The 22,252-nt window shown below is 75.1% G+C and carries 25 protein-coding genes; 17 read left to right on the top strand and 8 right to left on the bottom strand.

The window, feature by feature from the left end; all coding sequences use genetic code 11:
* The first annotated feature begins 32 nt into the window (after positions 1-32).
* The 5 genes from mshA to HLA93_RS10690 all read left to right on the top strand — a co-directional run bounded on the left by mshA (position 33) and on the right by HLA93_RS10690 (position 5,806).
* A complete protein-coding gene (gene mshA, locus HLA93_RS10710) occupies positions 33-1,403 on the top strand; it encodes a D-inositol-3-phosphate glycosyltransferase (RefSeq protein ID WP_308128057.1) in 1,371 nt (456 codons plus the stop codon).
* Complete coding sequence (locus HLA93_RS10705) at positions 1,400-1,924, top strand: YbjN domain-containing protein (RefSeq protein ID WP_222194385.1); 525 nt, start codon at positions 1,400-1,402, stop codon at positions 1,922-1,924. The genes mshA and HLA93_RS10705 overlap by 4 nt, the downstream gene beginning before the upstream one ends.
* The gene (locus tag HLA93_RS10700; protein ID WP_222194384.1) at positions 1,921-3,483 is read left to right on the top strand and encodes an MFS transporter; all 1,563 of its coding nucleotides are present in this window, start codon (positions 1,921-1,923) and stop codon (positions 3,481-3,483) included. The genes HLA93_RS10705 and HLA93_RS10700 overlap by 4 nt, the downstream gene beginning before the upstream one ends.
* Positions 3,484-3,721: 238 nt before the next feature.
* Positions 3,722-4,984, top strand: coding sequence for an aminotransferase class I/II-fold pyridoxal phosphate-dependent enzyme (locus tag HLA93_RS10695; protein WP_222194383.1), 1,263 nt, complete (start codon positions 3,722-3,724; stop codon positions 4,982-4,984).
* A gap of 57 nt (positions 4,985-5,041) precedes the next feature.
* Positions 5,042-5,806, top strand: a complete 765-nt coding sequence (locus tag HLA93_RS10690; protein ID WP_222194382.1) for a phosphoglyceromutase — start codon at positions 5,042-5,044, stop codon at positions 5,804-5,806.
* Between the two features lie 83 nt (positions 5,807-5,889).
* On the opposite strand, the gene phoU is transcribed toward HLA93_RS10690, so the two are convergent.
* Complete coding sequence (gene phoU, locus HLA93_RS10685; RefSeq protein WP_222194381.1) at positions 5,890-6,552, bottom strand: phosphate signaling complex protein PhoU; 663 nt, start codon at positions 6,550-6,552, stop codon at positions 5,890-5,892.
* Positions 6,553-6,779: 227 nt separating this feature from the next.
* Here phoU and HLA93_RS10680 point away from each other — a divergent pair, with 227 nt between their 5' ends.
* Positions 6,780-8,099, top strand: coding sequence for a sensor histidine kinase (locus HLA93_RS10680; protein ID WP_246626400.1), 1,320 nt, complete (start codon positions 6,780-6,782; stop codon positions 8,097-8,099).
* Complete coding sequence (locus tag HLA93_RS10675; RefSeq protein WP_222194380.1) at positions 8,096-8,776, top strand: response regulator transcription factor; 681 nt, start codon at positions 8,096-8,098, stop codon at positions 8,774-8,776. The genes HLA93_RS10680 and HLA93_RS10675 overlap by 4 nt, the downstream gene beginning before the upstream one ends.
* A gap of 239 nt (positions 8,777-9,015) precedes the next feature.
* Here HLA93_RS10675 and HLA93_RS10670 read toward each other — a convergent pair whose 3' ends face one another.
* Positions 9,016-9,234 (bottom strand): DUF3072 domain-containing protein, encoded by a 219-nt coding sequence (locus HLA93_RS10670; RefSeq protein WP_222194379.1) that lies wholly within the window; start codon positions 9,232-9,234, stop codon positions 9,016-9,018.
* Between the two features lie 10 nt (positions 9,235-9,244).
* Complete coding sequence (locus HLA93_RS10665; RefSeq protein ID WP_222194378.1) at positions 9,245-9,496, bottom strand: hypothetical protein; 252 nt, start codon at positions 9,494-9,496, stop codon at positions 9,245-9,247.
* A gap of 81 nt (positions 9,497-9,577) precedes the next feature.
* Here HLA93_RS10665 and HLA93_RS10660 point away from each other — a divergent pair, with 81 nt between their 5' ends.
* Positions 9,578-10,660: a helix-turn-helix domain-containing protein gene (locus tag HLA93_RS10660; RefSeq protein ID WP_222194377.1), complete on the top strand. Its 1,083-nt coding sequence runs from the start codon at positions 9,578-9,580 to the stop codon at positions 10,658-10,660.
* On the opposite strand, the gene HLA93_RS10655 is transcribed toward HLA93_RS10660, so the two are convergent.
* Positions 10,556-11,395, bottom strand: a complete 840-nt coding sequence (locus tag HLA93_RS10655) for a hypothetical protein (protein WP_222194376.1) — start codon at positions 11,393-11,395, stop codon at positions 10,556-10,558. The two genes, HLA93_RS10660 and HLA93_RS10655, sit on opposite strands and share 105 nt — an antisense overlap.
* Before the next feature lie 39 nt (positions 11,396-11,434).
* On the opposite strand from HLA93_RS10655, the gene HLA93_RS10650 reads away from it, so the two are divergent.
* Together HLA93_RS10650 and HLA93_RS10645 are read left to right on the top strand one after the other, a co-directional pair.
* Complete coding sequence (locus HLA93_RS10650) at positions 11,435-12,379, top strand: Ppx/GppA phosphatase family protein (RefSeq protein WP_222194375.1); 945 nt, start codon at positions 11,435-11,437, stop codon at positions 12,377-12,379.
* On the top strand, positions 12,379-13,395 hold the full coding sequence (locus tag HLA93_RS10645; RefSeq protein ID WP_222194374.1) for a hypothetical protein: 1,017 nt from the start codon (positions 12,379-12,381) through the stop codon (positions 13,393-13,395). The genes HLA93_RS10650 and HLA93_RS10645 overlap by 1 nt, the downstream gene beginning before the upstream one ends.
* 15 nt (positions 13,396-13,410) lie before the next feature.
* On the opposite strand, the gene HLA93_RS10640 is transcribed toward HLA93_RS10645, so the two are convergent.
* Positions 13,411-13,956 carry a type 1 glutamine amidotransferase domain-containing protein gene (locus HLA93_RS10640; protein WP_222194373.1) on the bottom strand — a complete coding sequence of 182 codons (546 nt, stop codon included), beginning with the start codon at positions 13,954-13,956 and terminating at the stop codon, positions 13,411-13,413.
* 58 nt (positions 13,957-14,014) lie between these two features.
* On the opposite strand from HLA93_RS10640, the gene proC reads away from it, so the two are divergent.
* From proC to HLA93_RS10615, 5 genes are all read left to right on the top strand, one after another.
* On the top strand, positions 14,015-14,848 hold the full coding sequence (proC, locus tag HLA93_RS10635; protein ID WP_222194372.1) for a pyrroline-5-carboxylate reductase: 834 nt from the start codon (positions 14,015-14,017) through the stop codon (positions 14,846-14,848).
* A 360-nt stretch (positions 14,849-15,208) separates the two neighbouring features.
* On the top strand, positions 15,209-15,547 hold the full coding sequence (locus HLA93_RS22520; protein ID WP_281425289.1) for a helix-turn-helix domain-containing protein: 339 nt from the start codon (positions 15,209-15,211) through the stop codon (positions 15,545-15,547).
* Between the two features lie 269 nt (positions 15,548-15,816).
* Positions 15,817-15,915 carry a 30S ribosomal protein bS22 gene (locus HLA93_RS10625; protein ID WP_012854759.1) on the top strand — a complete coding sequence of 33 codons (99 nt, stop codon included), beginning with the start codon at positions 15,817-15,819 and terminating at the stop codon, positions 15,913-15,915.
* Positions 15,916-15,925: 10 nt separating this feature from the next.
* Positions 15,926-17,044, top strand: coding sequence for an NAD-dependent epimerase/dehydratase family protein (locus HLA93_RS10620; RefSeq protein WP_222194371.1), 1,119 nt, complete (start codon positions 15,926-15,928; stop codon positions 17,042-17,044).
* Complete coding sequence (locus HLA93_RS10615) at positions 17,037-17,942, top strand: lysophospholipid acyltransferase family protein (RefSeq protein WP_222194370.1); 906 nt, start codon at positions 17,037-17,039, stop codon at positions 17,940-17,942. The genes HLA93_RS10620 and HLA93_RS10615 overlap by 8 nt, the downstream gene beginning before the upstream one ends.
* A gap of 5 nt (positions 17,943-17,947) precedes the next feature.
* On the opposite strand, the gene HLA93_RS10610 is transcribed toward HLA93_RS10615, so the two are convergent.
* From HLA93_RS10610 to HLA93_RS10600, 3 genes are all read right to left on the bottom strand, one after another.
* Entirely contained in the window at positions 17,948-18,235 is a 288-nt protein-coding gene (locus HLA93_RS10610; protein WP_222194369.1) for a hypothetical protein, read from the bottom strand.
* 17 nt (positions 18,236-18,252) lie between these two features.
* On the bottom strand, positions 18,253-19,164 hold the full coding sequence (locus HLA93_RS10605) for an HAD family hydrolase (RefSeq protein WP_222194368.1): 912 nt from the start codon (positions 19,162-19,164) through the stop codon (positions 18,253-18,255).
* A 104-nt stretch (positions 19,165-19,268) separates the two neighbouring features.
* The gene (locus HLA93_RS10600) at positions 19,269-19,844 is read right to left on the bottom strand and encodes a sigma-70 family RNA polymerase sigma factor (protein WP_246626399.1); all 576 of its coding nucleotides are present in this window, start codon (positions 19,842-19,844) and stop codon (positions 19,269-19,271) included.
* Positions 19,845-20,204: 360 nt separating this feature from the next.
* Between HLA93_RS10600 and HLA93_RS10595 the strand changes: the two genes are divergently transcribed.
* Positions 20,205-21,824 carry an AMP-binding protein gene (locus tag HLA93_RS10595; protein ID WP_308128056.1) on the top strand — a complete coding sequence of 540 codons (1,620 nt, stop codon included), beginning with the start codon at positions 20,205-20,207 and terminating at the stop codon, positions 21,822-21,824.
* Positions 21,817-22,071, top strand: a complete 255-nt coding sequence (locus HLA93_RS10590; RefSeq protein ID WP_222194365.1) for a glutaredoxin family protein — start codon at positions 21,817-21,819, stop codon at positions 22,069-22,071. Before HLA93_RS10595 ends, HLA93_RS10590 begins: the two co-directional genes overlap by 8 nt.
* Positions 22,072-22,252: the final 181 nt, after the last annotated feature.

Genomic DNA, 22,252 nt, shown 5'->3' with positions numbered 1-22,252 from the left:
GCCCCGCGACGTGCCCGAGCGGGAGGAGCTCCGTGCCCGCTCGACGTTCCCCGCGCCGGCCCACGCCGTGGCGCGCGGGCCCGGTCCCCGAGCCGCTGGCCCCGCTGCTGCCGCGCCGGGTGGCGACCCTCTCGGTGCACACCAGCCCGCTGGAGCAGCCCGGGGCCGGGGATGCCGGCGGGATGAACGTCTACGTCGTCGAGGTCTCCCGCCGGCTGGCCGCCCGGGGCATCGCGGTGGACGTGTTCACCCGCGCCACCTCCAGTGACCAGCCGCCGGTGGTCGAGATGACCCCCGGGGTCACCGTGCGGCACGTCAGCGCCGGCCCGTTCGAGGGGCTGGGCAAGGACGAGCTGCCCGCCCAGATGTGCGCCTTCACCGCGGCGGTGCTGCGCGAGGAGGCCCAGCACGACCCGGGGCACTTCGACGTCGTCCACTCGCACTACTGGCTGTCCGGGCAGGTCGGCTGGCTGGCCCGGGACCGCTGGGGCGTGCCGCTGGTGCACTCCGCGCACACCCTGGCCAAGGTGAAGAACGCCGCACTCGCCGAGGGCGACGCCCCCGAGCCGCGCGCCCGGGTGATCGGCGAGGAGCAGGTGGTCGCCGAGGCCGACCGGCTGGTGGCCAACACCGCCGAGGAGGCCCGGCAGCTGGTCGACTTCTACGACGCCGACGCGCGCCGCACCCTGGTCATCCCGCCCGGAGTCGACCTGCAGTGCTTCCGCCCCGGTGACCGGCGCCAGGCCCGCGAGCGGGTCGGGGTCGCCGCGGACGCCGTCGTCCTGCTGTTCGTCGGCCGGATCCAGCCGCTCAAGGCGCCGGAGATGCTGCTGCACGCCGCGGCCCGGATGCTGGCCGCCGAGCCGGCGCTGCGGGCGCGGCTGGAGGTGCTCGTCGTCGGCGCCCCGAGCGGGTCCGGGCTGGCGGAGCCGCAGCGGCTGCAGGAGCTGGCCGTCAGCCTGGGCGTCGCCGACGTCGTCCGGTTCCTGCCGCCGCAGGCGCCGGCGCAGCTCGCCGACCACTACCGGGCCGCCGACGTCACCGTCGTCCCGAGCCACAACGAGTCCTTCGGCCTGGTCGCGCTGGAGGCCCAGGCCTGCGGCACACCGGTGGTGGCCGCCGCCGTCGGTGGCCTGCCCACCGCGGTGGACGACGGGGTGTCCGGGCTGCTGGTGTCCGGCCGGGACCCGGAGGACTACGCCGCGGCGATCCGCCGGGTGCTGGCCCGCCGCGAGCTGCTGGCCGCCGGCGCCCGCCGGCACGCCGCCGCGTTCAGCTGGGACCGCACCACCGACTCCCTGGTCGACGCCTACGCCGCCGCGATGGCCGAGATGCGGGCGGCCGCGCCCCGGGGCCGCACCGAGAGCAGGTTCCGCTCGCCGGTGGGGCTGCGAGCCCGATGAGCGAGCGCAGCGTCGCCGAGCTCGACGCCGTCGTCGAGGAGACGCTGCGCGCCGCCGAGCTGGAGTACGAGCACCCGGGGCTCGGCCGCTTCGTCGTCACCCTGCCCGGGGTCAAGAAGCTCCGGACCCTGGTCGGGCTGACGGTGGGGGAGCACGGCTTCCGGGTGGAGGCCTTCGTCTGCCGGCAGCCCGACGAGAACCGTGAGCAGCTGTGGGCCTGGCTGCTGCAGCACAACGCCCGGATGTACGGGGTGGCCTACTCGATCGACACCGTCGGCGACGTCTACCTGACCGGCCGGCTCGGGCACGCGATGGTGACGCCGGAGGAGATCGACCGGCTGCTGGGCGCGGTGCTCACCTACGCCGACGAGCACTTCAACACCATGCTGGAGATCGGCTTCGGCACCTCGATCCGCCGCGAGTGGGACTGGCGGGTCAAGCGCGGGGAGTCGCTGCGCAACCTGGAGGCCTTCGCCGCCTTCGCCGACCCGGAACGGCGGCCCCGGGACCCGCAGGGGTGAGCACCGCCGAGCACTCGGCCTCGGACGTCGCGACGCTCCCCACCGGCTACGAGCGCCGCTGGTGGGTGCTCGGCACGATGATCGTCTGCCTGCTCATGGTGATCATGGGCAACACGATCCTGAACGTCGCGCTGCCCACCCTGCAGCGCGAGCTGGACGCGACCCAGGGCGAGCTGCAGTGGGCCATCGACTCCTACATCCTGGTGTTCGCCGGCCTGCTGTTCAGCTGGGGCGTGATCGGCGACCGGATCGGCCGGCGCAAGGTGCTGCTCGCCGGGCTGAGCATCTTCGCCGTCGGCTCGGTGCTCGCGGCGTTCAGCGGCTCGGCGCTGGAGCTGATCGGCTGGCGCGCGCTGATGGGCGTCGGCGGCGCCGCCGTGCAGCCGGCCACCCTCGCGGTGATCACCAACGTCTTCCCGGCCGGTGAGCGCGGGAAGGCGATCGGGCTGTGGGCCGGCGCCTCCGGTCTCGCCGTGGCCGGCGGCCCGCTGGCCGGTGGGCTGGTGCTCGAGCACTTCTGGTGGGGCGCGGTCTTCCTGCTCGGCGTCCCGGTCGCAGCCGTCGGCATCCTGGGCATCCTGACCGTCGTCCCGGAGTCCAAGGACCCCGACCCGGGCCGGCTCGACGTCCCCGGCGTGCTGCTGTCGATCGCCGCACTGGTCGGGCTGGTCTACGGCATCATCCGCGGGGGCTCGGAGGGCTGGGGTGAGCCGCAGACCTGGGGACCGCTGGCCGCCGGCGTCGCACTGCTGGCCGTCTTCGTCTGGTGGCAGCGGCGCACCACCCACCCGGCGCTGGACGTCTCGCTGTTCCGCAACCCCGCGTTCTCCGCCGCGGCCGGGGCGCTGGCGCTGAACTTCTTCGCCCTGCAGGGCGCCACGTTCTACCTCGTCTACTACCTGCAGGGCGTGCGCGGGTACTCGCCGCTGCAGAGCGGGGCCTCGCTCGTGCCCGTGGCGCTGGGCATCGCGCTGATGGCGCCGCGCACCTCCGCGCTGGCCGAGCGGTTCGGCGCCAAGGCCGTCTGCGCGTTCGGCTTCACCCTCATCGCGCTGTCCTTCGCCGGCATCCAGCTGCTGGACGCCGACGCCCCGCTCTGGCTGGTGCTCGCCGACCTCGCACTGCAGGGCATCGGGATGGGCTCGGTGATGGCCCCGGCGACCGAGTCGATCATGTCGGTCGTCCCGCGGGAGAAGGCCGGGGCGGGTGCGGCGGTGAACAACGCCGTCCGGCAGGTGGGTGGGGCCCTCGGGGTGGCGATCCTCGGCTCGGTGCTGGCCGGCGCCTACGCCAGCCGCCTCGGGGACGACGTCGACGCGCTGCCGGCCGGCGCGCGGGAGCAGGCCAGCGAGTCGATCGTGGGGACGCTGGTGGCGGTCGAGCGGGCCGAGGCCGCCGGCGGGGACGGCGCCACCGCGGCCGCCGCGGTGGTCGACCCGGCCCGGGAGGCCTTCGTCGGGGCGATGCACCTGACCGCGGTGGGCACCGCCGGGTGCGCGGTGGTGGCCGCGGTCGTCGTCCTGGTCTGGCTGCCGGGCCGGCGCCGCACCACCGGCTGATCGCCCCGCCGGCCGCGAGGACCGCCGGCCGGCCGCGCCACGTCCCCGCCGGGTGTCACCCGAGCGGGGCCCCGTGCGCACCGGGCGCGTCACCATGCGTCGAGGAGTGACCGGCCCCACGCCTGGTCGAGTGACCCTCGACCGAACTGCGTGACAGCTGTTGACCACGCAGCGTGTCGACCGCCAGGGTCAGACCTCGAACGGCTGCGATCCACGCGCCGACAGTGGAGGAGCTGCCGTGCTCGACGTCGCACCGGTCCGACCGGTCCCTGCCCAGGTCGTCCGCCGGGACGCCTTCGCGCCCCTGCTGGAGTGCAGCCGGGCCGAGATGATGCGGCGGCACACCCGCGAGGGGATGGCCACGCACTCGGTCCCCACCGCCGGGGCGCCGGAGCCGGTCACCGTCTTCGACGACGGCCGGGCGCGGATCAACCTGGGCACCAACAACTACCTGGGCCTGGCGGGCGACCCGCAGGTCGTCGAGGCCGCGGTCAGCGCACTGCGGCAGTACGGCACCAGCGCCGCCGGCAGCCGGATCCTCAACGGCACCACCCGGCTGCACCTGACCCTGGAGCGGGAGCTCGCCGAGCACTTCGGCACCGAGGACGCGGTGCTCGCCTCCGCCGGGGTCAACGCCAACGTCGCGATGCTCTCCACCGCCGGGGCCGCCGGCGACGCGCTGCTCGTCGACGCCCACGCGCACGCCAGCCTGCACGCCGCCGCGGCGGCCAGCCGGGGCACCGTGCTGCGGTTCACCCACAACTCGGTCGCCTCGCTCGAGCGCCGGCTGAACCGGCTGGACCCCGAGGTCGGCGCGGTCGTGGTCGTCGACGGCGTCTACTCGATGAGCGGCGAGTCCGCGCCGCTGGCGGCGATCGCCGGCCTCTGCCGGCGCTTCTCGGCCCGCCTGGTCGTCGACGAGGCCCACGGCCTGGGCGTGCTCGGCGCGCACGGGCGGGGCGCCGCCGAGGCGGCCGGGGTGCTCGACCGGGTCGACGCGATCACCGTGGCGTTCAGCAAGGCGCTGGCCAGCGTGGGCGGCGCGGTGATGACCTCCCGGGCCATCGCCGACGGCATCCGGGCCTCGGCCATGCCCTACGTGTTCAGCGCGGCCAACGACCCGGCGGCCGTCGCCGCGGCGCTCGCCTCGCTGCGGGTGCTCCGCCGCGAGCCGGAGCGGATGCAGCGGCTGCGGGACAACGGCGACCTGCTGCGCCGGGTGCTCACCGAGCACGGTGCCGCGCCCCTGCCGGGCAAGGGCGCGGTCATCGCCGTCCGCACCGGCGAGGACGAGGACACCCGGGCGGCGTGGGCGGCCGCCCACGAGGCCGGCGTCTACACCAACGCCGTCGGCTACCCCGCGGTCCCGCGCGGTCAGGGGGTGCTGCGCCTGGCGGTCATGGCCACCCACACCGAGGAACAGCTGCGCCGGGCCGGTGAGCTGGTGGCCGACGCCGTCCGCCGGGTGCGCACGCCCCAGCGGGCCGACGCGATGGCCTGACGGGTCGCCGGACCGCCCGTCGCCACCCGTCCGGTGCCGGTCGGGCAGGATGGCGTCGTGACCGACGCGACCCCCACCGGGACCCTCATCCTGCTCCGTCACGGCGAGAGCGAGTGGAACAAGGCCAACCTGTTCACCGGCTGGGTGGACGTCCAGCTGTCGGAGAAGGGCCGGGCCGAGGCGGCCCGCGGCGGGCAGCTGCTCGTCGAGCACGACCTGCTGCCCGACGTGCTGCACACCTCCCTGCTCAAGCGGGCCATCACCACCGCCGAGCTGGCCCTGGCCGCCGCCGACCGGCAGTGGATCCCGGTGCGGCGCTCCTGGCGGCTCAACGAGCGCCACTACGGGGCCCTGCAGGGCAAGGACAAGGCCGCCACCCTCGCCGAGTACGGCGAGGAGCAGTTCATGACCTGGCGGCGCAGCTACGCCACCCCGCCGCCGCCGATCGAGGCCGGCAGCCAGTACAGCCAGGACGCCGACCCCCGGTACGTCTTCCTGCCGCCGGAGGCCCGCCCGGCCACCGAGTGCCTCGCCGACGTCGTCACCCGGATGCTGCCGTACTGGTACGACGCGATCGTCCCGGACCTGCGCGCCGGCCGGACGGTGCTGGTCGCCGCGCACGGCAACAGCCTGCGCGCGCTGGTGAAGCACCTCGACGACATGGGCGAGGACGAGGTCGTCGGGCTGAACATCCCCACCGGCGTCCCGCTGCGCTACGACCTCGACGCCGACCTGCGCCCGGTCACCCCGGGGGGGCAGTACCTCGACCCCGCCGCCGCGGCCGCGGCCATCGAGGCGGTCAAGAACCAGGGCAAGAAGTAGTCGAAGGCCTCGTGGCCCTGCCACGAGGCCGGACGACGAGGGCCCCGGGAGCACAGCTCCCGGGGCCCTCGTCGTGCAGGTGCTCAGTCCTGCGAGGCGACCATGGTCTTCTCGCCGGTCACCAGGTAGACCACCCGGCGCGCGACGCTGACCGCGTGGTCGGCGAAGCGCTCGTAGTAGCGGCCCAGCAGGGTGACGTCGATGGCGGCCTCGATGCCGTGGCCCCAGGTGGGCAGCAGCAGCTCGCGGAACAGCTGCTTGTGCAGCTGGTCCATCAGGTCGTCCTCGGCCTCCAGCTCGACGGCCGCCTCGACGTCCCGCTTGGCGATGATCGTGCCGGCCTTGGTGACCAGGCCCTCCGCCACGTGGCCGGCGTCCAGGAAGATCGGCCGGACCTCCTGCGGCACCGCGTGCTCCGGGAAGCGCATCCGGGCCACCTTCGCGATGTGCTCGGCGAGGTCGCCCATCCGCTCCAGGTCACCCACGATCCGCATCGCGGTGGTGATGGCGCGCAGGTCGGTGGCGACCGGCTGCTGGCGGGCCAGCAGGGTGAAGCAACGCTCCTCGATGCTCTCCCGGACGGCGTCGATCCGCTCGTCGCCGGCGATCACCAGGTCGGCCAGGGCCACGTCGGCGTCCAGCAGGGCGGTGGTCGCCGTGCTCATCGCCGACCCGACCGAGTTCGCCATCTCCACCAGGCAGGCGTTGATGTCGTCCAGTTCCTCGCGGTAGCTCTCGCGCAGCATGGCCTCTCCTCGTCCTGTCGCCGCGTCCAGGGCGGTGCCCGGGGGCGACGCCGTCCCCGCAGCACGTCCGGGACCTCGCCCGACGCGCGCGACACGTGTAGCAACGAGGGTAGAGACCCGCGCGCCGGGCACAGGCAGCCGCCAGGTGAACGGGCAGGTGCAGGCCGGTGAACAGTCCCGCCCCGACCGGGTGACGGTCGCTCGACAGGCTGGTCAGCGGACCATCGATGTCTAGCATCGGCGTCGTGGACCCGGTGGTCGCCCTGCTGGTGGGCCTGGTGATCGGCCTGCTGCTGACGACGTCGGTGGCACTGGCCGTGCCGTCGCTGCGCGCCCGGGTCCGTGGCACCGCCGGCCCGCGCGAGGCCACCCCCGACGAGCGTGGTGCGCCGCGCGGTGACTCCGACGAGGTGCTCAGCCGCCGGCTCGTCGACCTGATGGACCCGGCCGTCGTCCTCATCGGCCCCGACGAGGGCGTCCTGCTCGCCAACCCCTCCGCCCGGGCGCTGGGGATCCTGCGCGGCGACCGGCTGCTGGTGCCCGACCTGGTCGAGGTCGCCCGCGACGTGCAGTCCGCCGGCAGTCGGCGCGCCGACGTCTCCCTCCCCGGCGACCTGGTCGGCAGCGGCCCGCGGATGGTCGGCGTGCACGGCATCCGGCTGGGCAGCGGCCCGGTCGGTTCCCCGGGCCCGGTCGCCCTCGTGCTGCAGGACGTCACCGAGGCCCGCCGGGTCGAGGCGGTCCGCCGGGACTTCGTCGCCAACGTCGGGCACGAGCTGAAGACGCCGGTCGGCGCGCTCGCACTGCTCGCCGAGGCCGTCGAGGGAGCCGCCGACGACCCCGAGACGGTGCAGCGCTTCGCCACGCGGATGCAGCACGAGGCCGACCGGCTGGCCCGGCTGGTGCGCGAGCTGATCGACCTCTCCCGGCTGCAGGGCGCCGAGCCGCTGCCCGAGCTCGTGCCGGTCGCCGTCGGCACCGTGGTCGGCGAGGCGGTCGACCGCACCCGCGCCGCGGCCGCCGCCAAGGACATCCAGCTCGCCGTCGCCGCCCAGCCCGGCCTCGTCGTCCGCGGGGTGGAGGCACAGCTGGCCACCGCGCTGACCAACCTGCTGGCCAACGCCGTCGCCTACAGCCCCGGGGGCACCACGATCGCCGTCGGCGCCCGGGCCCGGTCGGGCTTCGCCGAGATCGCCGTGACCGACTCCGGCATCGGCATCCCGCGCCAGGACCGCTCGCGGGTCTTCGAGCGCTTCTACCGGGTCGACCAGTCCCGGGCCAGTGCCACCGGGGGCACCGGGCTCGGCCTGGCGATCGTCAAGCACGTGGCCAGCAACCACGGTGGCGCCGTGACCGTGTGGAGCGAGGAGGGCCTCGGCTCGACCTTCACCCTGCGGATCCCGCTCGCGGCCGGCGAGGAAGCACTGGACGAAGGTGCCCCCGAGCGGCCGCCGGTCCCGCCGCTGCACAGCCGCCAGACAACCGACGAGGGCCCCGCCGGGGCCGATGACGGGCCCTCCGGGGCCCTGCAGAGAGGACGGTCATGACCCGAGTGCTCGTGGTGGAGGACGAGGAGTCCTTCTCCGACGCGCTGTCCTACATGTTGCGGCGGGAGGGCTACGACACCGTCGTCGCCGCCACCGGGACGGACGCGCTCGTCGAGTTCGACCGGGCCGGGGCCGACATCGTGCTGCTGGACCTCATGCTGCCCGGGCTGTCGGGCACCGAGGTCTGCCGGTCGCTGCGTGCCAAGAGCTCCGTGCCGATCATCATGCTGACGGCCAAGGACGCCGAGATCGACAAGGTCGTCGGCCTGGAGCTGGGAGCCGACGACTACGTCACCAAGCCCTACTCCGCGCGGGAGCTCGTCGCCCGCATCCGGGCCGTGCTGCGGCGCGGCACCGACGCCGAACCGTCCGCGGAGGCGACCCTGGCGGCCGGCCCGGTGCGGCTGGACGTCGACCGGCACGTGGTCGCCGTGGACGGCGAGCCGATCTCGCTGCCGCTCAAGGAGTTCGACCTGCTCGAGCTGCTGCTGCGCAACGCCGGCCGGGTGCTCACCCGCGGCCAGCTGATCGACCGGGTCTGGGGGGCGGACTACGTCGGGGACACCAAGACCCTCGACGTGCACGTCAAGCGGCTGCGCGCCAAGCTCGAGCCCGACCCGGCCAACCCGCGCTACCTGGTCACTGTCCGCGGCCTGGGCTACAAGTTCGAGGCGTGACAGATGGCGATCCTCCGGATCGCACCGCGGCCAGGAGCCGACTCGCCTTGAGTTGAGCCGCTCCCGTCGCGCCGGAGGTGGACCCTGCGGGCCCGCCATCCGGCGCGACCGCCTGCGGCGGGCCCCGTCATGCCGGAGGTGGACCCTGCGGGCCCGCCGTCCGGCATGACCACCGGTGGTCTCCGGTGTCCCGGCTCTCAGGCGACCGTGGTGACGTGGCCGCCCTTCGAGGCTGGCGGCTACTGGCCGCGGCCGGTCTCTTCCTGGAGCTCGTCGATCTTCTTGGAGGCGTCGGCCTTGCTGATGTCGTCGGGGACGTCCTCCTGGGCCTCGCGGGCCAGGGTGTTCAGGTAGCTCTTCTGCGCGCCGGTGGCCGGCTCACCGCCGGTGACCCAGTCCGAGGGGTCCTTCTCGGTGCTCTGCGGGCTGTCCGGGCCGGTGTTGTTCGCTTCGCTCATGTGTTCGAAGCTACGCCGGGACGCCGGTGCGCGCAGCTCGGGCGGCGTCGGCGATCGAGGCCTGTGCGGCGGACCGGGATGCGGCACCGGCGCGGGCCCGGGCGGCCTCCCAGCGGCGGCCGGTGCGCACCACGTGGGTGTTCCCACAGGCCGGGCACTCCAGGGTCACCGCGATGTGCGTCGGGTGGTTGACGACCGACCTGATGCGCCGGTGGGCGACCAGCTCGTCGGTCCGGGTCACGGGGCAGGTGATCAGCAACATGAGGGGAGCGTGCTCGGGCCGGACGGCACCGACGAGTGGCAGAACTGACCGCGACCGCCACGGCTCTGCCATCCTGTGTCCATGGACACAGCGGACCGGCCCCTGGTGGTCAGTGCGGTCGTCGCCGACGGCGTGGTGGGCAGCTTCGGCCTCGGCGTGACCAGCGAGGTCTTCGGCTACGACCGGACGGCGATGGGCCTGCCGCGGTTCGACTTCGCCCTGGTCACCGAGCACCCCGGACAGGTGCGCACCGACACCGGGCTCCGGCTGCTGGTCGACGAGGGGCTGGACCGGCTGGCCCGGTCCGACATCGTCACCCTCACCGCCTGGGAGCTGTACGACCGCGTGCCGTCGCCGGAGCTGGTCGCCGCACTGCGCACCGCCCAGGACCGTGGCGCGATCATCGTCAGCCAGTGCACCGGGGCGTTCGTCCTCGCCCACGCCGGCCTGCTGGACGGCTGCCGAGCCACCACCCACTGGCGCTACGCCGGCGAGCTGGCCGCCCGCTTCCCCGCGGTGACGGTCGACCCCGCCGTCCTCTACGTCGACTGCGGGCGGCTGATCACCGGTGCGGGCACCGCCGCCGGTGTCGACACGCTGCTGCACCTGGTCCGGCGCGAGTGGGGCGCGGCCGCGGCCAACGCACTGGCCCGGGACATGGTCGTGCCCCCGCACCGGGACGGCGGGCAGGCCCAGTTCATCGACGCCCCGGTCGCCCGCTGCGAGGACGACCTGCTCGGCGCCGTCCTGGAGTGGGCGCGGGCGCACCTGGCGGAGGAGCTCACCGTCGACCTGCTCGCCCGGCGGGCGCTGATGAGCCCCCGCAGCTTCGCCCGGCGGTTCAAGGCCACCACCGGGACGACGCCGCACGCCTGGCTGCTCGGGCAGCGGCTGGCCGCTGCAGAGGCGCTGCTGGAGGGCAGTGACGCCCCCGTCGAGGAGATCGCCCGGCTGGTCGGCTTCGGCACCGCCGCCGGGCTGCGCGAGCAGTTCGCCCGGCGGCGCGGGGTCTCCCCGCGCGCCTACCGGCAGACCTTCCGGGCTGCTCGGACGACCGGCTCAGTCGGGACGGCGCCGGTGCAGCTCCACGGGCACCGGCCGGGGGCTGGCGGGGTGTGGGGCGACCAGCCCGGCGTCGAGGCGGGCCTCGGTCAGCCGGCGTAGCTCGGCGTAGGCGGCCGGGCCCAGCAGCTCGGTGAGCTCCGGACCGTAGGTCTCCACCAGTGGCTCGGCGGCGACGTGGGCGGTCGGCGAGCCGGTGCACCACCAGTGCAGGTCGTGCCCGCCCGGCCCCCAGCCGCGGCGGTCGAACTCACCGATCGTGGAGACCAGCACCCGCGTCTCGTCCGGGCGGTCGACCCACTCCTGCTCCCGGCGCACCGGCAGCTGCCAGCAGACGTCCGGCTTGGTCTCCAGCGGGTGCCGGCCCTGCCGCAGCGCCATGGCGTGCAGCGCGCAGCCGGCGCCGGCCGGGTGGCCCGGCCGGTTGAGGAAGACGCAGGCCCCGTCGACCACGCGCGTGCGCAGTGCCTGCTCGGCGGTCTCGCCCGGCGCCGGCTCGGTCAGCGTGTCCGGCTCGGTCCAGTCGTCGCGGCCGACCGCCGTTCCCGGGTGACGCTGCCAGTCGGCCGGGGTGAGGTCGGCCACCGCGGCCTCCACCCGGTCCAGGTCGTCGGTGTCGGTGAAGAAGGCCCCGTGGTTGCAGCAGCCGTCCTCGGCGCGGCCGGCCACCACACCGGCGCAGCCGCGACCGAACACGCAGGTCCAGGCGCTGGTCAGCCAGGTCAGGTCGGCCCGGACGAGGTGCTCGGGGTCGGCCGGGTCGAGGAACTCGACCCACTCACGGGGGAAGTCCAGGCCGACCTCGGACGGGGGGTCGGCGGGCGCGCTCGGGTCCACCGGCGCAGCGTAGGCGCCCGACCCGGCAGACTCTCGGGCATGCGACTCGGGGTGCTGGACGTCGGCTCGAACACCGTGCACCTGGTGGTGGTGGACGCGCACCGCGGCGCGCACCCGACGCCCATGCACGACGACCGCTCCGTGCTGCGCCTGGCCGAGCAGATCGGACCGGACGGAAAGCTGTCCAAGGCGGGGGAGAAGTCCCTGCTCAACGCGGTGCAGCGGGCCCGCCAGCAGGCGGCCGAGCGGCGCTGCGACGAGCTGATGGCGTTCGTGACCTCGGCGATCCGGGAGGCCGACAACGGCGCCGCGGTGCTCCGCCGGGTGCGGGAGCAGACCGGGGTGGACCTGCAGGTCCTCTCCGGGGAGGACGAGGCGCGGCTGACCTTCCTGGCGGTGCGCCGCTGGTTCGGCTGGAGTGCCGGCCGGCTGCTGGTGCTCGACATCGGCGGTGGGTCGCTGGAGCTGGCCACCGGCGTGGACGAGGACCCCGACGTCGCCCTGTCGGTGCCGCTGGGGGCCGGGCGGATGACCCGCCGGTTCCTGCCCCGCGCCGAGACGGGCGGGCGCCCGGACCTGGCCGCGCTCGCCGACCTCGACCGGTACGCCGCCGAGCTGCTGGCCCCGGTCGGCAAGGAGCTGCGCGGCGCCGGCGACCCCGACCTGGTCGCCGCGACCTCCAAGACGTTCCGCACCCTCGCCCGGCTGGCCGGCGCCGCGCCGTCCGCCGCCGGGCTGCGCGCCCCCCGCGAGCTGACCGACACCGGGCTGTCCCAGGTGCTCGGCTTCGTCTCGCGGATCGAGTCCTCCGCACTGGCCGAACTGCAGGGCGTTTCCGTCCAGCGGGCGCACCAGGTGCCGGCCGGTGCCGTCGTGGCGCAGGCCGCGATGCGGGCGGTGGACGTACCGTGCGTGCGGATCTGCCCGTGGGCGCTGCGTGAGGGAGTCATCCTGCGCCGCCTGGACCAGCTGGAGGGGGCCTGATGTCGCAGCCTGACTCAGGGGAGTACAGCGTCCGCTCGCTGGCGGAGATCCTGCGCGAGCACGGGCTGGAGAGCGAGCTGGGCACCCGCCCGGGCCGGCGGCGCAAGACCGGCGAGGACCCGTCGGTGACCGGCCGCAACGCCCGCGTCCCCACCACCGGACGCAACGCCCGCGTCGACACCGGTCGCGCCGACCCCGCACCGCAGGCGCCGCGTGCGGCGCCGCGTGCCCCCGGCGGGGCCGCGCGTGGCCCCGCCGCCACGCCGGCCCCCGGTCGCTCGCAGCCGGTGTGGACCCCGGCGCCGGAACCCGCCTGGCGCCCCGCTGCCGGGCTGGCCAGCCCGGACGCCCCGCCCCGCACGCCCACGCCGCCCCGCGCACCGGCCGCCGCACCGCAGCCTGCGCCGGCCGGGCCGGGGCCGTTGTCCGGCACCGGACCGGTCGGCTCGCGTGGCGACGCCGCGCCCCCGCCGGTCGTGCCGGCCCGCCGCAAGAGCGACAACGACCCGGCGTCCGCGCTGTACGGCCAGGGGCCGTCGACGTCGGCGATCCCGGCCGGCTCGCCCAGCACGGGCTCGTCGTCGGCCGCCGCGCCGCGGGCCACCCCGCAGTCGAAGGCGGCGGAGGCGGCTGCCCGGGCCCGCCAGGCCGCCGAGCACCCGGTCACCGGCCCCATCCCGGTCGTCACCGCACAGGCGGCGGCCGGCACGGCGGAGCCCGAGCCGCTCACCGGCCGGGACGGCGTGCTCGCGTGGGCGCGGTTCGTCGGGGAGCTGGTGGTCGCCCTGGCCGTCGGGGTCGGCGTCTACTTCCTCTTCACCGTGCTGTGGGAACTGGTGCCCTACGGCGCCCTGGTGGCCGCGCCCCTGACCATCACCGGGCTGATCGCGGGCGTGGCGGCCTGGCGGAAGCGCCAGGGGCAGGGGCCGCTGGGGGTGCAGCTGCTCGCGGTGCTGCTGCTGGCCGCGACCGTGCTGGTGATCGCCCCGGCCGCCGGCCTGCTCGCGGCCGGCTGACCGGGACGTCCGGCGTCAGCCGGCCGCGGCGAACTGCTCGACCAGGGTGCGCCCGAAGGCCGGCAGGTCGTCGGGCTTGCGGCTGGTGGTGAGGTTGCCGTCGACGACGACCTCCTCGTCGACCCACTGCGCCCCGGCGTTGCGCAGGTCGGTCTGCAGCGAGGGCCAGGAGGTCATCCGGCGGCCACGGACGACGTCGGCCTCGACGAGCACCCACGGTGCGTGACAGATCGCCGCCACCGGCTTGCCGGCGTCGAAGAAGGCCTTCACGAAGGAGACGGCGGCCGGATCGGCCCGCACGAAGTCGCCGTTGATCACCCCGCCGGGCAGCACCAGCGCGTCGTAGGACGACGGGTCTGCGTCGGACAGGGCCACGTCGACGTCCTTGGTGTCGCCCTTGTCGATGTGGTCGTAGGCGGTGATGGTCCCGGCGGCCAGGCCGATCAGCTCCGGCTGGGCCCCCGCGTCGACCAGGGCCTGCCACGGCTGGTCGAGCTCGACCTGCTCCACGCCGTCCGTGGCGAGCACCGCCACCCGCTTGCCGTTCAGTTCTCCGGACATGGCCGGCGCCTACCCCGCCGGCCCGCGGCACACACGGGCGGGCACTACCGTCGCGGGCATGATCACTGCGGGACGCGGCGACTCGGGCGCCCAGCTGGCCATCATCGGCGGCGGCAAGATCGGTGAGGCGCTGCTCGCCGGTCTGGTGCGCCAGGCCGGCACCGGCGAGGGCGTGCTGGTGGTCGAGCGGAACCCGCAGCGGGCCGCGGAGCTGGCGGCCCGGCACGGGGTGGGCACCGCCGACCTCGCGGGGGCCGCGGCCCGCGCCCGCGTGCTGCTGCTGGCGGTCAAGCCGCAGGACATCGACGCGCTGCTGGAGCTGCTGGCGCCGCACGTGACCACCGACCACCTGGTGGTCTCGGTGGCAGCAGGGGTGCCGACCGGCCGGATCGAGGGCTTCCTGCCCACCGGGACGCCGGTGGTCCGGGTCATGCCGAACACCCCGGCCCTCGTGGAGGCCGGCATGAGCGTGCTGTCGGCCGGTGCGCACGCCACCGAGGAGCACCTGGACGCGGCGGAGGCCCTGCTGGCGCCGGTGGGGGAGGTCCGGCGGGTGCCGGAGAGCCAGCAGGACGCCGTGACGGCTCTGTCCGGCAGTGGTCCGGCCTACTTCTTCTTCCTGGTCGAGGCGATGATCGACGCCGGCATCCTGCTCGGCCTGCCGCGCGACCTGGCGGCCGACCTGATCGTGCAGACCGCCTACGGCTCGGCGGTGATGCTCCGCGACTCCGGGGAGCACCCGGTGCAGCTGCGGGAGGCCGTGACCAGCCCCGGGGGGACGACGATCGCCGCCGTCCGTGAGCTGGAACGGCACGGTGTCCGGGCGGCGCTGATCGCGGCGATCGAGGCCGCGCACCGCCGCTCGGTCGAGCTCGGCCGCGCCGACGGCTGACCCACGCCATCCCGATCCGGTCACCGGGTGGGCGCGCAGTGCAGCCGACGCGCCTTGAGAGCTGGTGTCGCTCCGTCCCAGAGGTGCACAGGTGAATCACAAGCCTGTGGTTTTCCACAGTTTCCTGTGGATCGAGGGCTGGGCGGACCAGTCGACTTGGGGACAACACGCCGTTACTGGTGTGTCACAGGGTGTCTCTGTCCACTTGTGCCCAGGACGGACCGGTCCGCCTGTCCGTTTCACCCATCGCTTCTGTCACTCCGGCCCCCATATGGTCATTCCAGCGCGAACGTGACACGCCCGCCGGTGGGGAAGCCGGTGGCCGCGGGAGCGCTGAGACCGGAGACGAACGACGTGACCATGCCCCAGCGCGCCACCATCCAGACCACCCGCCCGGGGGTCCCGGCCCCGCGTCCGATGGGTCGCCCCATCAACGCCGCCGCCCTGTCCCGCCCGGTGCCCGCGGCCCACCCGGCCGCCATGCCGGTCGGCCGTCCGGCCGCCGTCCCGGCCCCCCGCGCCGCCGTCGCCTTCCTGACCGTCGCCGAGGTCGCCGCCCTGATGCGCGTCTCGAAGATGACCGTCTACCGCCTCGTCCACGGTGGCGAGCTCTCCGCCGTCCGCGTCGGCCGCTCCTTCCGCGTCCCGGAGCGGGCCGTGCACGACTACCTGCGCGACGCCTACACCGACATCGCCTGAGCAGGCACCCCGCTGCCCCCGCCGCTCGCGGCGGGACCCTGCAGCGGGCGCCGGCCGCCGAGGTGGTGCCCCCGATGGGGGCCCGCAGGGCGGCCGTCCCGGCTCGTCGGTGGTCCGCCGGGTAGGCTCGGGCGCTGAGCGGTTCTGCCCCTCCACCGGGGCGGCCGCGCACGAGCAGATCACTCGCCCGGTACCCGGACCACGGAGCTGTCTGACCACCCCGGTCACGCTCCCCGGACGCCGGGCGGACACGACGTCGGGAGCAGGACATGGGTTCGGTCATCAAGAAGCGCCGCAAGCGGATGGCGAAGAAGAAGCACCGCAAGCTCCTCAAGAAGACCCGCGTGCAGCGGCGCAACAAGAAGTGAGCTGACGCTCGTGCCGCCCGCGGTCGTCCTCGTCACCGGCGTGAGCCGGTGGCTGGGCGGCGCGCTGGCGGCCGAGCTCGCCGCCGACCCGGCGATCGACCGGGTCATCGGGGTGGACACCGTCCCCCCGGCCCCCGAGGTGCTCCGCCGCCTCGGACGCACCGAGTTCGTCCGCGCCGACATCCGCAGCCCGTTGATCGGGAAGGTGATCGAGTCGGCGTCGGTGGACACCGTCGTCCACATGAACATCAGCGCCACCCCGGCCGGCGCCGGGGGGCGGGTGTCGATGAAGGAGCTCAACGTCATCGGCACCATGCAGCTGCTGGCTGCCTGCCAGCGGTCGCCGCAGGTCCGCCGGCTGGTGCTCAAGAGCACCAGCGCGGTCTACGGCGCCAGCTCCCGCGACCCGGCCGTCTTCACCGAGACGATGCAGGCCCGTCGCGTGCCCGGCGGTGGCTTCGCCAAGGACAGCCTCGACATCGAGAGCTACGTCCGCTCCTTCGCCCGTCACCGGCCCGACGTCGGGGTGGCGGTGCTGCGCTTCACCAACCTCATCGGCCCGCGGATCGACTCGCTGCTCTCCGGTTTCCTGCGCATGCCGGTGGTGCCCACGGCCCTCGGCTACGACGCCCGGGTCCAGCTGCTGCACGAGGACGACGCCGTGGCGGTGCTCCGGCAGGCAGCCATGGGTGACTTCGTCGGCACGGTGAACGTGGGAGCCGCGGGCACCGTGCTGCTCTCCCAGGCGATCCGCCGGCTCGGCCGGGTGGCGCTCCCGGTCCCGGAGGTCGCGATGGGCTCACTGGGCCGGCTCACCCGCCGCGGCGCCCTGGTCGACTGGTCACCGGAGCAGATGCGCTTCCTGAACTTCGGCCGGGTCGTGGACACCCGCGTGCTGCGCGAGGAGTTCGGCTACCGCCCGCGGTACACCACCGGCGAGGCGCTGGCCGACTACGCCCGTACCGTGCCTCCTGTGGTCGATCCCCAGCTGGTCGCCGAGGTGACCGGCACCGCCCGCTCGGCCGTCGGCCGGGTCGCCGGTGGCATCACCGCCGTCCAGGGCCTGCTCGGCGACCGGCGCCGCGCGGCGCCCCCGGTGCCGGGCCTGCGGGCGGTGCGCGATGCCTGAGGCCCGGGTGATCCCGCTGCGCCCGGACGACGAGCAGCCGACCCCGCCGCAGGCCGAACCCAGCTGGGACGAGCAGCTGGCGGGTGGGCTGGAGTTCCTGCGGCGCCGGCTGACCGGGGAGTACGACACCGACGAGTTCGGCTTCGACCCCGACCTGACCGACCACGTCCTGCTGCCCGGGCTGCGCCCCTGGTTCCACCGCTGGTTCCGGGTGGAGACCCAGGGGCTGGAGCACGTGCCCGACGTCGGCGGTGCCCTGGTGGTGGCCAACCACTCGGGCACCGTGCCGGTCGACGCGCTGATGGCCACAGTGGCCCTGCACGACGAGCACCCGTCGGCCCGCCGGCTGCGGCTGCTCGGCGCCGACCTGGTGTTCCAGGTGCCCTTCATCGGGTCGCTGGCGCGCAAGCTCGGCGTGACCCTGGCCTGCAACGAGGACGCCGAGCGGTTGCTGTCCAGCGGTGAGGTGGTGGGCGTCTTCCCGGAGGGCTTCAAGGGCGTCGGCAAGCCGTTCCACGAGCGGTACACCCTGCAGCGGTTCGGCCGCGGGGGCTTCGTCAGCGCCGCCCTGCGCACCGGCACCCCGATCGTGCCGTGCGCGATCGTCGGCGCCGAGGAGATCTACCCGATGATCGGCAACGCCCGCACGGCTGCCCGGCTGCTCGGCCTGCCGTACTTCCCGATCACCCCGACCTTCCCGCTGCTGGGCCCGCTGGGTGCGGTCCCGCTGCCGTCGAAGTGGTTCATCGCCTTCGGCGAGCCGATCGAGACGGCGTCCTACGGCCCCGCGGCCGCGGACGATCCGATGACCGTGTTCAACCTGACCGACCAGGTGCGCGAGACCATCCAGCACTCGCTCTACCGGCTCCTCCTGCAGCGCCGCAGCGTCTTCAGCTGACGGTCTCAGCCCGGGTCGGGCGTCGGGGGGAGCCCGAGCCCCGACCGGGCCCACTGGTCGGCGGCCGCTCGGTCCAGCGCCTCGGCCAGCGTCCCGTCGCCGTCGCGCCGCCAGTGGTCGGACAGCTGTTCCCGCACCAGCGCGAGCGCCTGCGTCGTCCGGCGCACCGCGTCGCGGTCGAACCCCTCGGTCGCGCAGATCCGGAGACCGGCGGCCTCCGTGGGGACGATGCCCAGCTCCCACATCAGCCGCGCCAGGTACTGCTCCGGTGACATCCACTGCAGCTGGGCCACGGGGTCGGCGTCCCGGTTCAGAACGGCCAGCGGTTGCGGCGGCGCAGTGAGATGAGGCCGCCGACGAGGCCGCCGGAGACCGCGGCCGCGCCGACGGTCGGGACGCCGATCCGGGCGGCCTTGCGGCCGGTGCGGAAGTCCTTCACGGTCCAGCCGCGTGAGCGGGCCACGGCGCGCAGCTCGGAGTCGGGGTTCACCGCGACCGCGGAGCCCACCAGGGTGAGCATCGGCAGGTCGTTGGTGGAGTCGCTGTAGGCGGTGCAGCGGGTCAGGTCGAGGCCTTCCCGCTCGGCCAGGGCCCGCACCGCCTGGGCCTTGGACTCCCCGTGCATCATCTCGCCGACCAGCCGGCCGGTGTAGCGGCCGTCGACGATCTCGGAGACGGTGCCCAGCGCGCCGGTCAGGCCGAGGCGGTGGGCGATGATCGAGGCCAGCTCGACGGGGGTGGCGGTGACCAGCCAGACCCGCTGGCCGGCGTCCAGGTGCTGCTGGGCGAGGTTGCGGGTGCCCGACCAGATGCGGTCGGCCATCAGCTCGTCGTAGATCTCCTCGCCGGCGTCGATGATCTCCTGCACCTCGCGGCCGGCGACGAAGGCCAGCGCGTTGTCCCGCACGGTGTGCATGTCGGACGCGCTCTCGCTGCCGGCGATCCGGAACTTGGCCTGCTGCCAGACGAACGAGGCCACGTCCCGGGAGGTGAAGTACTTGCGGGCGGCGAGTCCGCGGGCGAACCAGAACAGCGAGGCGCCCATCATCATCGTGTTGTCGACGTCGAAGAACGCCGCGGCGGTGCGGTCCGGCGCCGGGGTGGTGGGCTCGGTCTCCGCGGCGGCCGCGGAGGCAGCCCCGGCGACGAGGGCGCGCGCCTCCTCGTCCTCGAGCTCGGCGGGCGCGGAGGCAGCACGGCCCCGGAACGGCACTCGGACCACTCCGGACCACCTCCGTGCGTCTGCTCCTCGTCGTTGGCGACCCTAGCGTCGCCGGTCCGCCCGCCGGCCGTCGGTCGGCCCGACCTTGGTGCGTGGCGGCCCGGTCACCGGAGGCCGTCGGGCAGGAGCGCCGCCAGCCGGCGCACCGCCCGGTGCTGCAGCGCCTTGACCGCACCGTCCTTGCGGCCCATCGCGGCTGCCGTCTCGGCCACGGACAGCCCCTGCAGGAAGCGCAGCACCAGGCACTCGCGCTGGTCGGCGGACAGCTGCCGCACCCCGGCGAGCACCTCGGCGGAGGCCAGCCTGCGCAGCACGGCGTCCTCCGTGCCGTCGGTGGCCCGGTCGACCTCCCGCATGTCGGCGGTGCTGACCTCCAGCCGGTACCGGCCGCTCTTCAGGTGGTCCAGCACGAGGTTGCGGGCGATGGTCACCAGCCACGCGCCGACGTCGCGGCCCTGGAAGGACAGCGAGTCGATGCGGCGGAACGCGCGCACGAAGGTCTCGCTGGTGAGGTCCTCCGCGGTCGCCCGGTCGTGCACCCGGGGGAGCAGGTAGCGGAAGACGACCCCGGAGTAGCGGTCGTAGAGCCGGCCGAACCCCTCGGCGTCGCCGGCCTGGGCCCGGCGGACCTGCTCCCAGACGTCCAGCTGTCCAGCGGTGGCGGGCACGTCGACCGGCATCCGGTCGACCGGGACCAGGCCTCCGCGCGAGCTCGTGCTCTGCTGCCTGGGAGGCAGCAGAGCACGAGCCTCCGGAGGGGCGCCGTCGTCGGCGGCTGGACGCGGGAGGGGACCCAGGCGCGGACGGCACGCCGGACGGGTCGCGGTCGGCGCCGGAGGCGGCGCAGCGGTGTCGACCGCAGGGCGGGGTCGGTTCATGCCGGCGGCACCTCCTCCTGCCTCGCCGAGGCAGCCGGTCCGGTCCCTGCCGCCCGGGCGCACGAGTGGGACGGCTGCGGCGCGCAAGCTCGGATGACACCATCGTGCCGCTGCGTCCACGTTCCCGCCGTCCGAGACGGCCGATGCCCTGCGGAGGTCCCCGTGCCGGTCGACGAGGTGCCGGACGGCGTGCCGGAGACCGAGGTGCGTTCCTTCTCCGCGCTGGTCCGGCGGGCGGCGCGGACGGCGGGCAGCTCCCCGGCCCTGGTGGCCGGCGACCGGCGGCTGACCTGGTCGGAGGTGGACGAGCTGGTCGACCGCTCCGCTGCCGGGTACGCCGCCCGGGGCCTGGCCGCCGGCGACCGGGTCGCCGTGCAGCTGCCCAACGGCGCCGACTGGGTGGTCGCGGTGATGGGGGCGCTGCGCGCCGGGCTGGTCGTCGTGCCGGTCAACACCGCCTTCACCGACCCCGAGGTCGAGCACCTGCTCACCGACTCCGGGGCCCGGCTGTTCGTGGTGGCGCAGGCCCGGCCGGAGCTGGCCGGCGTCCCGGTGGCCGTCGGCCCGCCCGCGGCCGACGGCCCGGCTCCGGAGGACCCCGACGACCCCGCGGCGCTCGCCCTGCTGGCCTACACCAGCGGCACGACCGGCCGCCCCCGCGGCGCCATGCTCACCCACGCCGCGCTGCTGGCCAACCAGCGGCAGCTGCTCGCCCTCGACCCGCCGCCGGTGCGCGCCGGGGACCGGGTGCTGCTCGTGCTGCCGCTGTTCCACGTCTACGGCTTCAACAGCGGCTGGGGCCTGGTGGCGGCCACTGCGGCCTGCGCCGTCGTCGTCCAGGAGTTCGACCCGGCCGCGACCCTCGCGCTGATGGCGGCCGAGGAGGTCAGCGCGGTGCCCGGGGCCCCGCCGATGTACGCGGCCTGGCTGGCGCTGGCCGACGCCGCCGGCAGCGACGCCGTGCTGCGGCGCGGCTTCGCCGCCGTGCGCACCGCCAGCTGCGGCGCCGCGCCAATGCCCGGGGCGCTGTTCGAGGCGATGCGCACCCGCGCCGCGGTGACGGTCTGGGAGGGCTACGGCCTCACCGAGGCGGCGCCCGTGCTGGCCAGCACCCTGGCCACCGGCCGGGCCAAGCCCGAGTGCATCGGCGGGCCGCTGCCCGGCGTCGAGCTCGTGCTGCGGGACACCGCCGGCGGGCCGACCGCCGGGCCGGACCCCGGCAGCCGGGTGCGCGGCGACGTGTTCGGCGACCCGTTCACCGACGAGGACGGCGACGGCGAGGACGAGGCCGGGGAGATCAGCGTCCGCGGCCCCAACCTGTTCAGCGGCTACTGGCCCGACGGCGCCGACGGCCCGGACGACGAGGGCTGGCTGCTCACCGGGGACATCGCCTACCGGGACGCCGCGGGCGACCTCAAGCTGGTCGACCGGCGGCGTGACCTGGTGCTGGTCAGCGGCTTCAACGTCTACCCCGGCGAGGTCGAGCGGGTGCTGGCCGAGCACCCGGGCATCGCGGAGAGCGCGGTGATCGGCGTGCCGGACCAGCGGACCGGGGAGGCGGTGCACGCGGTCGTCGTCCGGGCGCCGGGGGCAGAGGTCACCGAGGCCGAGCTGCGGGAGCACGCCGGCCGGTCGCTGGCCCGGTTCAAGGTGCCGGTCGCCGTGCACTTCGTGCCCGAGCTGCCGCACTCGCTTGCCGGCAAGGTCAGCCGGGCCCGGCTGCGCGAGCTGGGACTGGAGCGGGCCGCCGCCGCGGCCGGTACGGAGGACGGCGGTGCCTGAGCCCCGGCTGCAGCTGCTGACCCGTGAGGGCTGCCACCTGTGCGTCGTCGCCGCGGAGACGCTGACCCGGATCGGCGGGGAGGCGGGCCTGGGCGTCGAGCTGGTGGACGTCGACGCCGACGTGGAGCTGCGCGTCGAGTACGGCGACCGGGTGCCGGTGGTGCTGCTGGACGGCCGGGAGCACAGCCACTTCACCGTCGACGTCGTCCGGCTGCGGCGTGACCTCGGGGTGCCCGGCCCGAGCTGATCGGCCACCCGTACGGGTGCGGGGCGGGGTGGTCCTCACCACAACCAACCCCGGCGACCTGCGCAGACGCGGTCGGCGACTTTGTTCAGGCGTTCACAAGCGGTTACCGTGGCGTTCGCCGGGCGCCGACGCGCCCGTCTGCCCTGAAGTCCCCCCGATCGTCCCCGGCTCCCGCCGGTCG

The sequence above is a fragment of the Modestobacter italicus genome (assembly GCF_019799965.1).
Classification (GTDB): domain Bacteria; phylum Actinomycetota; class Actinomycetes; order Mycobacteriales; family Geodermatophilaceae; genus Modestobacter; species Modestobacter italicus_A.
This window is presented reverse-complemented; position numbering and strand designations above follow the sequence as displayed.